Below are 13,565 nucleotides of genomic sequence, written 5' to 3' on the forward strand. Positions count from 1 at the left end.
AACGCTCTAATGTCGCACCATGCCGGCATCGACGTTGAGCGTCTGGCCGGTGATCCAGCGCGCGTCTTCGGAAGCGAGGAACGACACGACGTCGGCGATATGCTCGGGCTGGCCTTTGCCTTTCATGGCCTGCAGCATTTCGACGAAACCGAACGCCTCGTTGTGCGGGCTCGCCTTGACGCCGTCGCTCTCGATCAGGCCCGGCGTCACGGCGTTGGCCGTGATGTTGTATTTGCCAAGCTCCGTCGCCAGCGCCCGGGTGAAGCCGATGACACCACCCTTGGCTGCGACGTAGGCGGCCATATTCGGCGTGCCGGCGAAGAAGGTGTTGGAGGCAATGCTGATCACGCGCCCGGCCTTGTCCGCCGCCCGCATCTGGTCAGTCGCGGCGCGGGTGACGATGAAGGTGCCGGTCAGGTTGACGTCGATGATCTTGCGCCAATGGTCGAGGTCGACATCATCCCAGGCGATGAAGGGCACTATGCTGGCGTTGTTGACAAGGATGTCGACGCCACCGGACAGCGTCTTGATTTCGGCAAACAGCGCCTTCACCGACGCCGGGTCTGAAATGTCGGCAACAATCGCCTTCGCCTTTCCGCCGATCGCGGCGGCCGTGGCCCTGGCACCGTCGGCGTTGATGTCGCTGACGATGACGGTGGCGCCATCGGCTGCCAACCGTGCCGCGATCGCCTTGCCGATGCCCTGTGCAGCGCCTGTCACCAGCGCGGTCTTTCCCGAAAGCCGTTCAGTCATGTAATCTCTCCCAAAGTCCTGTGATGTCAGTTCAGGCGTCGGCATCGATGACGGCCAGCGCCGCGTCGATGCCCTTGCCGATTGCCAGCTTCTGCCCAGCAGCGTTCATGGCGCCGCCAAGCGCCGTGAGTGCCGCGATCGCATAGATCGGCTGCGCGGTCGGCCCCATGTGGCCGATGCGTGTCAGCCTGCCCAGCGTTTCGCCGCGGCCTGACGAAAACACCACGCCGTAGCGGGCGCGCGCAGCCTGGCGCAGCGCCTTTTCGTCGATGCCTTCAGGCGTGCGCACGGCGGTGGTGGTCGGCGACGCTATTGCCTCGCTCGCCGCCCAGATCGACAGGCCCATCGCAGCGACGCCGACGCGCATGGCCTTCGCCGTCAGTGCGTGACGCGCCCACACCGCTTCCGGCCCCTCCTCGAGATAAAGGTCGAGCGCGGCGTCGAGCCCGTTGACCTCAGCGACGGATGGCGTGAACGGGAAAGGCTGCTCGCGTGACCAGGCATTTTCCCAGTCGACGATGCTCAGCATCGAAGCGCGCGGGGCCGCCTTGTTGGCCTTCATCCTGGCCCAGCCGCGCTCGCTGACAGCCATCAGCGTCAGGCCGGGAGGTGCGCCCAGGCATTTGTTCGGGCCGGTGACATAGATATCGGCCTTGCAGTCCTCCGGATGCGTCTTCATCCCGCCGAAAGATGAAACGGCATCAACGATCAGATAGCCACCGTGCGCCGACACCAGCGCGCCGATGGCGTCGATCGGGTTGATGGTGCCCGACGGCGTGTCGTGATGACAGACCGACACGATGGTGATTTCCGGATGCTTCTTCAGCACGTCGGCAACCGCCTGCGGGTCGATCGCCTCGTTGTAGGGCACTTCGATCTCGAGCAGATTGGGCGAATAGCGTTTGGCCCAGTAGCCGAAGCCCTTGCCGTAGACGCCGGAGGCCAGGTTCAGCACGACATCGTCGGGTGTGATCAGCGATGCCGCTGCGGCTTCGAGGCCCAGAACCGGCTCGCCATGCAGGATGAGCGGCTTGTTCGACAGCCGCATCGCCTTCTGCGCCTTGCCGATCACCTTCTCGTAGAAGATCTGGAACGCCGGATCGTAGTCGTAGAGTACAGTGCGGCCAAGGCCGCGCAGCACCTTTGCATAAGCGTCCACCGGCCCCGCGGTCAGCGTGATCACCGGATCGGCGTGTTCGAGGTAGCGCATTTCCATCTCCCGATTGGAGCAAATCCGGCAAGGTGTGCAGCGGCTTGCGTCTGGAACTGTGTAAAAACAAAAGGTTGGAGCGTTTCCGCGAAAAACTGAAACGCTCTGCTGGGCACTCAGCCGTAGAACTGCGTGCCGGTCCTGTAGGTTCTGAAGTTGTCCATGTCGTGCGAGTACATCAGCTCCGCACCATGGTCCTGCGCCAGCTTCTGCACCTTGCGCATCGAATTGACGCCGGCGACCGGGTCGATGTGGAAGGCCGCCTGGCACAGCGTCTCCAGGCTCTTCTGGGTGTAGGCGGCATCGATCGTGAACAGGATCGGCTGGCGCTTGGGAAACTCGACCAGAAGACTGTAGTGGCCGATCGAATGACCCGGCGTCGAGATCAGCCTGACACCTTTCGCGAGCTCGATGTCGCCATCGATCCCCTCGAAGGTCGAGTTGGCGCGCGTGGTGCCTGCCAGCAACTGCGCCGTCGCGCCACGCGCTTCCGCCGCCTCGGCCGAGAAGCTCAGGTCCGAATAGCCGAGATGCTCGAAGGGCTGCGGATTGCAGGCCTGTGGCACTTCCGTGCGGTGGCAGATCTTCTTGGCATGCGGGAAATATTTGTTGCCGCCGCAATGATCGAAATGGAAATGCGAATTGACGACGACGTCGATGTCCTTCGGCTCCAGCCCGAGCAGCGCCAGCGCGCCCGGGATGGTCTGGTACTTTTCCTGGATCGGTTTTTCGAAAGGCAGCACTTTCATGACGTGGTCGTAGTCAAAGCCGGTGTCGATGAGGAAGCGGCCCTCGGCATGCTCGATCAGGATCGAATAGACCGGAAAACGGACTTCACCACCGGGGCCGCGATTCCAGAACACATGATAGCCGTCGAGGACGAGTGAGCCGCCGTCGAGCAGGTAGACCTTGGTATCCGACATTGTTGCCTCCTGTTTTGGCGCGGCTCCCGTCCGCGCATCGGTTGTGGTCAGCGCGCGCCGCGCTCATAGGGAATTCCAAGTGCAGCCGGCAGGCTGGCCCGCCGTCCGAACAGCACCAGCATGATCATCACCGCCAGGAACGGCAGCATCTGGATGACGTCGGTCGGGATGTTGATGCCCGCCACCTGCATGGCCGTCGTCAGCGACAGGCAGACGCCGAACAGCAACGCGCCGAACAACACCCAGACCGGCCGGCCCCTCGCCAGCATGGCCAGCACGATGCCGAGGAACCCGGCGCCATTGGTGATGAAGGGAATGAAGAGGCCGGCTCCTACATTGGCGAGATAGGCGCCGCCCAGGCCGGCCAGCGCGCCGGTAGACAGCACGGCGATGGTACGGGTCCTGATGACGTCGATGCCGGCGACATCGAGCGCGGCCGGCTTGTCGCCAGCGGCCTGCAGGTTGAGACCGAGCTGCGTGCGCCGGTAGAGGTAGCCCATGGCGAACACCAGGGCGACGGCCAGGTAGACGATCAGGTGATGTTTGAAAAAGGCCGGCCCGATCACCGGAATATCCGCCAACGTCGGAATTACGGTGGGATTCGGAGCCGGCAAACGAGGGTAGCTGCGCGAGAACTGGAAGTGGTGCAGCAGCGCCGTCAGGCCTTCGAGGCCGAGCGTCAGCGCGATGCCGATGACGATCTGGTTGAGGCCGATGCGTACGCACAGGAGCGCCATGACCAACGCCACGGCGACACCACCGGCGGCACCGGTGAGGAAGCCCAGCCAAAGCGAGCCGGAATAAAAGGCGCCGACGAAACCGAGATAGGCGCCGGCCAGCATCATGCCTTCGATGCCGATGTTGAGCACGCCGGCCTTTTCCGACATCTGCTCGCCAAGTCCCGCAAGCAGAAGCGGGATGGCCGCGGTGACCGCACCAAACAGCAGCGCGCTGAGAAAGACTTCGCTGAACAGCCCGGTCATGCGTCAGGCCTTTCTCGACTGGTTGTAGCGGTGGTCGACATATTCGGCGAGCGCGAGCACGATCAGCACGATCGAGACCAGCACCAGCGTGAAATGGTTGGGGACGCCGAGCCGCCGTGCAGCGCTCTCGCCGCCGATCGACAGCACCGAAAGCAGGAACACGAAACCGATGGCCGCAAAGCCGTTCATACGGGCGAGAAACACCGCCGGGATGACCGCGAGCCCATAGGCAGGGTTCCAGTCGGCACGGACATTGCCCTGCACGCCGATGATGTCGACGGCGCCGGCAAGCCCTGCCAGTCCGGCCGAAATGGCGAAGACGGCGATGGTCAGGCCGGGCACGCCGAGCCCGGCATGGATCGCCGCGCGCGGATTGGCGCCGACGATCCGCAGCTTCAATCCGAATGCCGTCCGCGTCATCACCAGATGCACGATGATGATCGCAGCCAGCCCGAACAGCAGGCCGCTGGTGATCGTGGTGTCGAACAGGCGCGGCAGACGGTCCTCCACCGGCAGGGTGCGGGTCTGCGGCACGGTCGTCCCGGGATCGCGGAACAAGAGCTTGACCAGCACATTGGCGAGTGAAGTGCCAAGGAACGTCATCATCAGCGTGGTGATGATCTCGTTGACGCCCTGATAGGCGCGTAGCAGCGCCGGCACCAGCGACCAGACCATCGCAACAAGCGTAGCGATAAGGAAGGCGCAGAACAAAGCGAGCCAGGCCGGCATGATACCGACGAAGAACGGCGCACTGGCCGCCGCCGTGACGGCGCCGAGTAGGAACTGGCCATCGCCACCGAGGTTCCACATGCCGGCGCGGAAGGCCACGATCAGGCCAGCGGCAAGGAACAGCAGCGGCGCCATGCGCGTCAGGGTCTGCTGGATGCCGAGCGGCGAGAACAGCCCCTTCTCCAGCACGTAGCCGTAGTAGGCGAGCGGGTCGACGCCGACGGCAAGCAGGATGCAGCCGGCGATGACGAGCGCGGCAAGGATCGGACCGAACGTCATCAGCAGCCGGCGCAGGATATCGCGGCGTGCCGCGACTCCACTGGTGGCATCCAGAGCGGTGGCGCTGACGGTGGAGGCAGTTTCGATGCTCATGCGGCTAGTCCGATCATCAGGCGGCCGACCCTGGTGCGGGCGTCTTCGGCATTGGCGACGGTGCCGACCAACGCTCCGTTGGCCATGACGGCGATGCGGTTGCAGATGCTGAGCAGCTCCTCGAGGTCGGTGGAGATCAGCAGCACGGCAAGACCACTTTGGGCGGCGTCGCGGATGCGTTGGCGCGATGCCAGCGTGTTGGCGAGGTCGAGCCCGTAGGTGGGCTTGTTGAAGATCACCACCCTGGCGCCTTCCGCCAGTTCGCGCGCCAGAAGCACTTTCTGGATGTTGCCGCCCGAGAGCCGTGCGACGGGTGTCTTCAGGCTCGGCGTGCGCACATCGTATTCGCGCACCAGTTCGGCGGCGCGCTGGTCGATCTCGGCGCGCTGTTCGATGCCACCGCGCCAGAACGGCGCCGCACCGACCTGCTTGAGGAAGAAGTTGATCGAAACCGGGAAGGTGCCCACCGTGCCCTCGCCCAGCCGGTCGTCGGTCAGGTAGCGCAGGCCGCGCCGGCTGCGCTCGCCGACACTCATCGTCTCGATGGCGGTGCCTTCCAGCCGCACCGAGCCGCCGGCCGCCGCGCGCTGGCCGGAAAGGGCCTCCGCCAGCTGTTTCTGGCCGTTGCCGTCGATGCCGGCAATGCCGAGGATCTCGCCTGGTCGGATGTCGAAGGAGATCGACGACAGGCCGGGCGCATTGTCGGTCGCTGCCACCGTGAGATCGGAGACCTGAAGCAACGGCGTGGCTTCCGCGTGGACCGATGCGACGGGACGCTCCGCCGCTTCCGGATCATCCTTCTGTTTGCCGAACATCAGCTCCACGATCTCGGAGATGATCTCCTGTTCGCCGAGCGCGCGAAAGCGCTCAGGCGGGATCTCACCGACCTTGCGGCCGAGTTTCAGCACCGAGATGCGATCGCCGAAGGTGGCGGCCTCCTTGAGCTTGTGGGTGATGAAGACGATCGCCAGCCCCTGTTCGACAAGGCGGCGCATCAGCGCGCCAAGCTCTTCGATGCCTTGCGGCGTCAGCATTGAGGTGGATTCGTCGAGGATCAGCAACCGGCTGTTGCGCACCATGGCGCGCACGATCTCAACCTGCTGCTGTTCGCCGAGTGAAAGCTCGGAAACCCTGGCATGCAGCTTGACCGCAATGCCGAGGCTCCTGCTGATCTCCGCGACACGCGCCTCGAGTTCCTCGGTCCTGGGGCGCTGCCACCAGGGGCCGCCCAGCAGCAGGTTTTCGGCCACGGTCAGCGTCGGCACCAGCATCATGTGCTGGAACACCGTTCCGATGCCGAGCGCCAGCGCCTGGCGCGGCGAGGCGATCGGCATCGGCCTGCCGTCGACCAGGATGCGGCCTTCATCCGGCTGCTGCAGACCGGACAGCATGCCGATCAAGGTGGATTTCCCTGCCCCGTTCTCGCCGAGCAGCACATGCACTTCGCCCGGACGGATCGACAGGTCGATGCTGTCATTGGCGACGATGCCGGGAAAGCGCTTTGTGACGCCTTCGAGTGTGACGATGTCGTCAGCGGGTGACGAAGAAGCATTGCTCATGAAAGCCCGGCCCTGAAAACGGGGATTGGTCCGAAGGGGCGAACCGGTCGCCCCTTCGGCAGCTGAGGTCTGGTCGCCTTACTGGGCGACGCTTGTCATCAGCGCCCTGACGGCGGCGGCGTCATAGATCGGCTCGACCTTGATCTTGCCGGAGATGACATCCTCGCGCACCGCCTGCACTTCGGACCAGACCTTGCCCGGAATCGCGGCGGTCTTCAGCAGTTTCACGGAATCGTCCTTGAGGCCGATCGTGTAGTGCTTGCTGCCGAACGTGTCGGCCTTGAGGTCGGCGATCATCGCGGCATAGACCGGCTCGATGTTCCAGACCACCGACGACAGCAGGAAGCCCTTGTCGATCGGCGACTTGTCGCCAATGACGTCGATGAAATAGACCTTGCCGCCATCCGCCGCCTTGGTCGTTTCAACCGCCTGCAGCATGCCGAAGCTGGAACCGTTACCCTGGCCGAAGATGATGTCGGCGCCCGAGGCGATCACGCTTTCGGCAACGCGCTTGCCGCCGGCCGCATCGCTGTAGGCGGCGGGTCCGATCACCGCATAGGTGATCTTGACGTCCGGGTTCTCCGCCTTCACGCCCTGCGCGAAAGCCGCCGACTGCGAGTTCCAGGATGGCGGCTCGCCGGAGACCACGATGCCGACCGACTTCGAGCGCGACATCTTGGCCGCGAGACGGCCGGCCAGATAGGCGCCCTCATGGCCGCTCAGCGTGTAATCGGCAACGAGGCCTTTCTCTAGACCGTTCGGCGTGTCGACGATCGCCACTGGAACCTTGGTTTCCTTGGCGATCTCTGGCGCCGAGGTATTGTAGCCGCTGGCATGCGCGATCAGCAGGCTGGCGCCGTCGGCGGCAAGTTCTCGCAGCGTCGGACGAACGTCGCCATAACCAAGGCCCTGGGCCACGACCACTTCGACACCGGCGGCCTTGCCGGCCGCCTTGGCGGCATCGATGCCCTGCTGGTTCCAGCCATAGTCGGTGCCCTCTTCGGGCGTCAGGATGGCGATCGACTTGACTTCACCGGCGAACGCGCCACCCATCAAGATACCAGTCAGTATAACTGCACTTACACTGCTTTTCAGAAGCTTTAACATGTTACCCTCTTTTGTTGCCTTCCGGTTGATATTCTTATTGTCATTACGCAGAAGAGAGATAGACTTTCGGAATTAATCACATCCGGAGTCTATTCGAAGTGAAGATCCGTTATGTCCTCCCGTTAGCGCTGGCGTTCGCACCTTTTGCCAACGCGGTTGAGTTGCACCAGGTCACCGTCCGCACCGGCACCGACGGGCTCGCCATGATGCCGTTGACGATCTCGAACTCCGGCAAGGACGGCCTGTCCTGCAACGCCGACTTCGCCCACTGGTATTCGGCCGGGATCGCGACAGTCGAACCTGGCAAAAGCGCCCGTGTCGAACTTTGGTTCGACGCCGCGACCGGTACCTTCACCATCCTCAACGACAAGCGCGAGAACCTGCCGGTCGAACGCCTGTGGTGTGGTCTGTCGGGCCGCGCATATGCGACCCGCGTCCAGATCACGCTCGACCGCACCGACGCGGCGACGGGCAAGCGCACGGTAACCTGCGGCACGAAGCAGGAAGGCCTGGTATGCAAATAGGCATTCATCGGTCCGTGCCGCTGACGCATCGCGCCTAGTCCTTCGCCAGGAATTTGTCGGTGAAGGTCTCGTCCGCCGACAGCGGCGCCTTGAGCACGCCCTGATCGCTGAGCGTCTTCAACGTCTCTTCCCATTGCGTCTTGCTCATCCAGCCGAGGCCGTTTGCCTTGGTCTCGTCACTGGTGAAGGTCGAGGCGATGTCGGCGTTGATCTGCGCCAGCAGCACGTCCTTCTTGCCGGCATAGCCCGGTGCTGCCTTGGCGGTGATCTCGGCGGCTTCTTCCGGATGGGCGACGACATAATCGAAGGCTTCGCGATAGGCCTTGACGAAACGGCGCACCACGGCGGGCTTGTCCTTGATCATCTTTTCCGACGTGAACAGGCCTGAGCCGTAAGCCTTCCAGCCATGGTCCGCCCCCATCATGATGCTGAGCGAACCCGGACCACCCGCCTTGGCCTCGAGCTCGGGAACCTCGGCGTCGACATAGCCGACCACCGTCTGGACGCGCCCGAGCAGGAGGTAGCTCTCATAGGGCGGCGACACGCTGTTCAGCGTCATGTCCTTTTCGGTCAGGCCGTTGGCGGCCAGGAAGCCGCGGAAGAAGATGTAGGTCGATCCCGCCGGATGGATGCCGATGGTCAGCCCCTTGAGGTCTTCCGGCTTGGAAAGTTTCAACGTCTTGGCCAGCGAGATGATCGCCAGCGGCGAGCGCTGGTTGACGGCGGCGAGCGCCACCACCGGAACCTTCTGAGACCGCGCGACGGCGAGCGTGGGCAGGTCGCCAAAGCCGAAATCGGCGTTCTCGTTGCCCACCAGCCGCATGGCGTCCGGCGAACCCGAGCCCTTGCGGATCTCGGCAAGGTCGATGTCGTTCTTGGCGAAGAAGCCCTTTTCCTTGGCCACGAAGAACATGGCGTGGTTGCCACGCACCACCCAGTCGAGCTGGACGTTGACGGTGTCGGCGGCAAGTGCCGCGCCGGAGAAGCCAAGCGCGCCGGCAAACGCCGCAAGCGTGGCCGCCTTGATGAGTGAGCGTCTCAGCATTGTTCGATCCTTCCCTGTCGTTGACCGCCCGGAACCCTAGGCGTGGCTGAATTTCGGTGCCCACGGCACCACGATGCGTTCGAGGATCTCGGCCGCGTAGTAGAAGGCGATGCCGAGAACGGAGACGAGCAGCAGCGCCGCGAAGACCAGGGCGGTGTCGAGCTGGGTCGAGGCGAACTGGATGACGTAGCCCAGCCCGTCTGAAGCGCCGGCGAATTCGCCGACGATGGCGCCAATCACGCTCAGCGTGGCGGCGATCTTGGTTCCGGCCATCAGGTTGGGCAACGAATGCGGAACCCGGATCCGGAACAGGATCTGCGTGCGGCTGGCGCCGACCGAGTTCATCAGTGACAGCAACGAGCGGTCCACCGACTGCATGCCCGCCAGCATCGACAGCGTCACCGGAAAGAAGGCGATGACCAGAATCAGGCCGATCTTCGGCGCCAGCCCATAGCCGAACCAGAGGATGAAGATCGGCGCCAGCGCCACCTTCGGCACGTTCTGAAACAGCACCACCAGCGGATAGAGCGCCCGGCCCAGCCAGTCGAACCGCACGATGACCAGCGCTATGGCGACACCGACCACGACCGAGACGACGAAGCCGAGCAGGATCTCGGCCGCCGTAACCAGCGTGGCCTGCATCAGCGTCCCCCATTGCGCGACCAGCGATCGCCCGATCTCCGACGGAGCCGGGATGATGAAGGACGAGATGGCGAAGATCCGCACGATCGCTTCCCAGGCCACGATCGTGGCCAGCAGCAGAATGACGGCAGGCAGCCAGCTGCTTGTCGCGGCGGCAAAGCCGGAAGCCGAACGAGGCTCGGCGGTCATGGGTTGATCGCTCATGATGCGTCTCCCGGTTGATGACTGGCGCGCAGCATGGTGCGCAACTGCACGACCAGGCGTACGAATTCCGGATCTTCCGTCACCGCCAGGTCACGTGGGTACGGCAGGCCGATGTCGATGCTGCCGGTGATGCGCCCAGGCTTGATGCCGAGTGCATGGACATGGCGCGACAGATGGATGGCCTCGTCGATCGAATGGGTGACGAGCACGATCGTCTTGCCGGTGCGCTGCCAGATCTCCAGCAGCGACTGCCCCATCGAGTCACGGGTGATGGCGTCGAGCGCGCCGAACGGCTCGTCCATCAACAGCACCGCCGGGTCGAGCGCCAGCGCCCGGGCAATGGCGACGCGCTGCCGCATGCCGCCCGACAATTCGTTCGGCCGCTTGTGAGCGGCATCGCCAAGCCCCACCAGCTCCAGCATCTCCTGTCCGCGTGCCCGAAGCTCGGCGCGCGACAACGATCTGTCGGCGATGGAAAGCAGCAGAGAGGCGTTGTCGACGGCATTCTTCCACGGCAGCAGGTTGGCGTCCTGGAAGACGACACCGATCATACGCTTGCGCGCCGCCTCGACCGGCGACAGCCCGCCGATCGAAACGCTGCCGCTTGTCGGCTCGACCAGCCCAGCCAGCACCTTGAGCAAGGTGCTCTTGCCGCAACCCGAAGGGCCGATCAGCGAGACGAAGGAGCCTTTCGGCACCGCAAGATCGATGTTCTGGAGCACCAGCTGGCGGGCATAGACCACCGAGACGCCTTTGACGGAGATGAGGTCGTCATGACGGATGTGGGCCGGCTTGCCGCCATCTGCCCGGATCGTGTCAATGCGCATGGCTTATTCCTCCGTGCGTTCCGACCCAGCCGCTTCTTTGCATGGCGCGATCCATCGGCTACTCCCGGCCTTCCAGGATGCGCCGCACCGCGACGAGCTTGCGCGCCCGCTCGGCCTGCAGCGCCATTGTCTGCTCGGGCGTGTAGGAGAACATGCCCTCGCCCGACTTGATGCCGAGCTTCGCGGCGCCGGTCTTCTCCAGCACCATCGGCGCGACATCGCCACGAGTGGAAAGATCAGCGTTCAGGAAAGACGAAACGGACTTGTAGATATCGAGGCCCGCCATATCGAGCAGCGCCATCGGGCCGACGACGGCGATCTTGTAGCCGATGCCCCAGGACACGCAGGTGTCGAGGTCTTCCGGTTCGATGACACCGCGCTCGACCAGATCGACCGCCTCGCGCAGCAGCGCATAGAGCACGCGGTTCTCGACAAAGCCCGGGACATCCTTCTTCACAACGACCGGCAGCAGGCCGATCGAACGGATGAGCTCGCGGATGGTCGCCACGGTCTGCGGCGCCGTCTTCTCGCCGCCGATCACTTCGATCATCGGAATGATGTGCGGTGGGTTGGACCAGTGCATGCCCACCATCCGTTCGGGATGGGAGATGTGCGCCTGCAGCTGGGTGATCGGAATGCCCGATGTGTCCGACGCCACGATCGTGTCCGCCGGGATCATTCCGTCGATGGCGCGATAGACATCGGCCTTGATCGCGATGTTCTCGGGAACGTTCTCGATGACGAGGTCGGCGCCGGATACTGCCTCGGCGAGATCATCGGTGAAGCGCACGGTTCCGGCACCTGTCGCCGGCGCTGCAATGCCGAGCGCATCGAGAACACCCTCGGCCGTTTCCAGCATGGTGCGTGCACGTTCGATGGCCGCCGCGGCGACATCGTAGGCGGTCACCTGCAGACCGCCCCTGGCGAGCCTCGCAGCCATGCCCGGCCCCATCGTGCCCAGACCGATGATGGCGATACGTTGGATCATCACGCAGCTCTGCTTTCCGTTGCTGTTCTCGATGCCGCAATGAGGTCGGCGGCCTTCTCGGCGATCATGATCACCGCCGCATTGATGTTGCCGCACACCAGGTCAGGCATGACGGAAGCGTCCACCACGCGCAGGCCGTCGACGCCGCGGAGGCGCAGCTCTGGGTCGACGACCGAGGCGGCGTCAGCCCCCATCCGGCAGGTGCCAGCCGGGTGATGCACGGTGATCGAGGTCTTGCGGATGTGCTCGTCGATCTCGTCATCGCTCTGGCATTTCGGACCCGGGAAGAACTCGGCCTCGATGAAAGGCTGCATGGAGGGTTGAGCGGCAAGGTTCCTTGCTACCCGGAAGCCGGCCCGCAGCGATTCCCAATCCTTCGGCGAGGCGAGGAAGTTCTGATGGATCAGCGGCGCGGCCAGCGGATCGGCCGAGGCCAGCTTCACGGCTCCCCGGCTTTCCGGTTGCGTCGCCACGATCCGCGTTGCGAAACCGTCCGGGAACGGCGCCTTGAACGGCTTGAAATATGGCCATGCGGCGAGCGGGGCCGCGGTGAACAACAACTGCACATCCGGCAGCGGCCGTTCCGGGCTGCTTTTCAGGAACGCCACGACCCCGCCGGGCACATCGCCCGAGAAGCCGCTTCCCGTCAGATAGGTCTTCAGGAAATCGAAGCCGATCCGGTCCGCGCGCATGTTTTGCAGGAAAGGCCCTGGGGTCCGGCGCCGGTACATGAGGATGACCGAGACGTGATCCTGCAGGTTCTTGCCGACCGCCGGCAGGTTCACCCGCGTCTGGATGCCATGCGCCGCGAGTTCATCCGGCGCGCCGATGCCGGACAGCATCAACAGCTGCGGCGTGTTGATCACGCCGCCGGAAAGCAGGACTTCCCTGCGCGCGACAACCGTCTGTTCGCTACCGCGATGGCTGATCGTCACTCCGGTGGCGCGCGTGCCTTCCATGACGATCTTCGTCGCCATCGCCCCGGTCAGCACGGTCAAATTGCGCCTTGCCATGGCCGGGCGCAGATAGGCCGATGCCGTCGAGCTGCGGCGACCTTTCGAGATCGTCATCTGGAGGCGGCCGAAACCTTCCTGCCGCTCGCCATTGTAGTCGTTTGTCTGCGGATAGCCCGCATCGACGCTGGCATGCGCGAAGGCGTCGATCAGCGTGTCCTTGTACCGGCAGAACTGGGTGCTGAGCGGACCGTTGCCGCCCCGGAAACGGCTTCCGCCCTTCTCCCAGCTTTCCTGTTTCTGGAAATAAGGCAGGACCTTTTCATACGACCACTCGCTGAGCCCGCTGGCGGCCCAGCGATCATAGTCTCCGCGGTTGCCCCGGACATAGGCCATGGCATTGGTCGAGGACGATCCGCCGATGACCTTGCCGCGCGCGCACTCGACGCGGCGTCCGCCGACATTGTCCTCCGGCTCGCAGAAATACATCCAGTCATGGCGGCGCTCGGTCAGGATCTTGCCCCATCCGAGCGGGATGTGGATCATCGGGTCACGATCCCAGCCGCCGGCCTCGAGCAGCAGCACCGAACATCGCGGATCCGCGCTCAGCCGGTTGGCCAGCACGCAACCGGCCGATCCGGCCCCAACGATGATGTAGTCGTAGCTTTGTGCGTGCGGCATGGTTCTACTGCTTTCGCCTGACGCTCTGGCCCCGGAGAATTCAGGATCGGGGCCTGCTATCCTGA

13 protein-coding genes are annotated in these 13,565 nt (G+C 64.2%); 1 reads left to right on the forward strand and 12 read right to left on the reverse strand.

The genetic code is table 11. The annotated features are described in order from the left end of the window. Positions 1-6: 6 nt before the first annotated feature. The 7 genes from pldH to AC3WTO_RS20530 all read right to left on the reverse strand — a co-directional run bounded on the left by pldH (position 7) and on the right by AC3WTO_RS20530 (position 7,582). Positions 7-753 (reverse strand): pyridoxal 4-dehydrogenase, SDR-type, encoded by a 747-nt coding sequence (pldH, locus tag AC3WTO_RS20500; protein ID WP_492462734.1) that lies wholly within the window; start codon positions 751-753, stop codon positions 7-9. Positions 754-784: 31 nt separating this feature from the next. Continuing rightward, entirely contained in the window at positions 785-1,963 is a 1,179-nt protein-coding gene (gene ppaT / locus AC3WTO_RS20505) for a pyridoxamine--pyruvate transaminase (RefSeq protein WP_492462735.1), read from the reverse strand. Positions 1,964-2,079: 116 nt separating this feature from the next. Beyond that, on the reverse strand, positions 2,080-2,886 hold the full coding sequence (gene pldA / locus AC3WTO_RS20510) for a 4-pyridoxolactonase (protein ID WP_492462736.1): 807 nt from the start codon (positions 2,884-2,886) through the stop codon (positions 2,080-2,082). 47 nt (positions 2,887-2,933) lie between these two features. Beyond that, positions 2,934-3,869 carry a putative B6 ABC transporter permease subunit 1 gene (locus AC3WTO_RS20515; RefSeq protein WP_326895324.1) on the reverse strand — a complete coding sequence of 312 codons (936 nt, stop codon included), beginning with the start codon at positions 3,867-3,869 and terminating at the stop codon, positions 2,934-2,936. 3 nt (positions 3,870-3,872) lie between these two features. Further along, the gene (locus AC3WTO_RS20520; RefSeq protein ID WP_492462737.1) at positions 3,873-4,970 is read right to left on the reverse strand and encodes a putative B6 ABC transporter permease subunit 2; all 1,098 of its coding nucleotides are present in this window, start codon (positions 4,968-4,970) and stop codon (positions 3,873-3,875) included. Further along, on the reverse strand, positions 4,967-6,529 hold the full coding sequence (locus tag AC3WTO_RS20525; protein WP_492462738.1) for a putative B6 ABC transporter ATP-binding protein: 1,563 nt from the start codon (positions 6,527-6,529) through the stop codon (positions 4,967-4,969). Before AC3WTO_RS20525 ends, AC3WTO_RS20520 begins: the two co-directional genes overlap by 4 nt. 78 nt (positions 6,530-6,607) lie before the next feature. Next, positions 6,608-7,582, reverse strand: coding sequence for a putative B6 ABC transporter substrate-binding protein (locus AC3WTO_RS20530; protein WP_492462739.1), 975 nt, complete (start codon positions 7,580-7,582; stop codon positions 6,608-6,610). Between the two features lie 152 nt (positions 7,583-7,734). Here AC3WTO_RS20530 and AC3WTO_RS20535 point away from each other — a divergent pair, with 152 nt between their 5' ends. Further along, positions 7,735-8,160: a hypothetical protein gene (locus AC3WTO_RS20535; protein ID WP_492462740.1), complete on the forward strand. Its 426-nt coding sequence runs from the start codon at positions 7,735-7,737 to the stop codon at positions 8,158-8,160. A gap of 34 nt (positions 8,161-8,194) precedes the next feature. On the opposite strand, the gene AC3WTO_RS20540 is transcribed toward AC3WTO_RS20535, so the two are convergent. The 5 genes from AC3WTO_RS20540 to AC3WTO_RS20560 are packed head-to-tail and all read right to left on the reverse strand — an operon-like array spanning position 8,195 to position 13,500. After that, a complete protein-coding gene (locus tag AC3WTO_RS20540; protein WP_492462741.1) occupies positions 8,195-9,205 on the reverse strand; it encodes an ABC transporter substrate-binding protein in 1,011 nt (336 codons plus the stop codon). 36 nt (positions 9,206-9,241) lie between these two features. After that, the gene (locus tag AC3WTO_RS20545; protein ID WP_492462742.1) at positions 9,242-10,051 is read right to left on the reverse strand and encodes an ABC transporter permease; all 810 of its coding nucleotides are present in this window, start codon (positions 10,049-10,051) and stop codon (positions 9,242-9,244) included. After that, complete coding sequence (locus tag AC3WTO_RS20550; RefSeq protein WP_492462743.1) at positions 10,048-10,878, reverse strand: ABC transporter ATP-binding protein; 831 nt, start codon at positions 10,876-10,878, stop codon at positions 10,048-10,050. The genes AC3WTO_RS20545 and AC3WTO_RS20550 overlap by 4 nt, the downstream gene beginning before the upstream one ends. A gap of 58 nt (positions 10,879-10,936) precedes the next feature. Next, complete coding sequence (gene fhmpcd1 / locus AC3WTO_RS20555; protein ID WP_492462744.1) at positions 10,937-11,866, reverse strand: 5-formyl-3-hydroxy-2-methylpyridine 4-carboxylate 5-dehydrogenase; 930 nt, start codon at positions 11,864-11,866, stop codon at positions 10,937-10,939. Next, positions 11,866-13,500 (reverse strand): GMC family oxidoreductase, encoded by a 1,635-nt coding sequence (locus AC3WTO_RS20560; protein ID WP_492462745.1) that lies wholly within the window; start codon positions 13,498-13,500, stop codon positions 11,866-11,868. Before AC3WTO_RS20560 ends, fhmpcd1 begins: the two co-directional genes overlap by 1 nt. Positions 13,501-13,565 lie beyond the last annotated feature (65 nt).

It is taken from the genome of Mesorhizobium sp. EU05-FHT14A09, from assembly GCF_058790995.1.

Coding starts and splice junctions, on each gene's coding strand:
- pldH (WP_492462734.1), bottom strand. CDS start 753: ATGACTGAACGGCTTTCGGGAAAGACCGCGCTGGTGACAGGCGCTGCA.
- ppaT (WP_492462735.1), bottom strand. CDS start 1,963: ATGCGCTACCTCGAACACGCCGATCCGGTGATCACGCTGACCGCGGGG.
- pldA (WP_492462736.1), bottom strand. CDS start 2,886: ATGTCGGATACCAAGGTCTACCTGCTCGACGGCGGCTCACTCGTCCTC.
- AC3WTO_RS20515 (WP_326895324.1), bottom strand. CDS start 3,869: ATGACCGGGCTGTTCAGCGAAGTCTTTCTCAGCGCGCTGCTGTTTGGT.
- AC3WTO_RS20520 (WP_492462737.1), bottom strand. CDS start 4,970: ATGAGCATCGAAACTGCCTCCACCGTCAGCGCCACCGCTCTGGATGCC.
- AC3WTO_RS20525 (WP_492462738.1), bottom strand. CDS start 6,529: ATGAGCAATGCTTCTTCGTCACCCGCTGACGACATCGTCACACTCGAA.
- AC3WTO_RS20530 (WP_492462739.1), bottom strand. CDS start 7,582: ATGGGTGGCGCGTTCGCCGGTGAAGTCAAGTCGATCGCCATCCTGACG.
- AC3WTO_RS20540 (WP_492462741.1), bottom strand. CDS start 9,205: ATGCTGAGACGCTCACTCATCAAGGCGGCCACGCTTGCGGCGTTTGCC.
- AC3WTO_RS20545 (WP_492462742.1), bottom strand. CDS start 10,051: ATGAGCGATCAACCCATGACCGCCGAGCCTCGTTCGGCTTCCGGCTTT.
- AC3WTO_RS20550 (WP_492462743.1), bottom strand. CDS start 10,878: ATGCGCATTGACACGATCCGGGCAGATGGCGGCAAGCCGGCCCACATC.
- fhmpcd1 (WP_492462744.1), bottom strand. CDS start 11,866: ATGATCCAACGTATCGCCATCATCGGTCTGGGCACGATGGGGCCGGGC.
- AC3WTO_RS20560 (WP_492462745.1), bottom strand. CDS start 13,500: ATGCCGCACGCACAAAGCTACGACTACATCATCGTTGGGGCCGGATCG.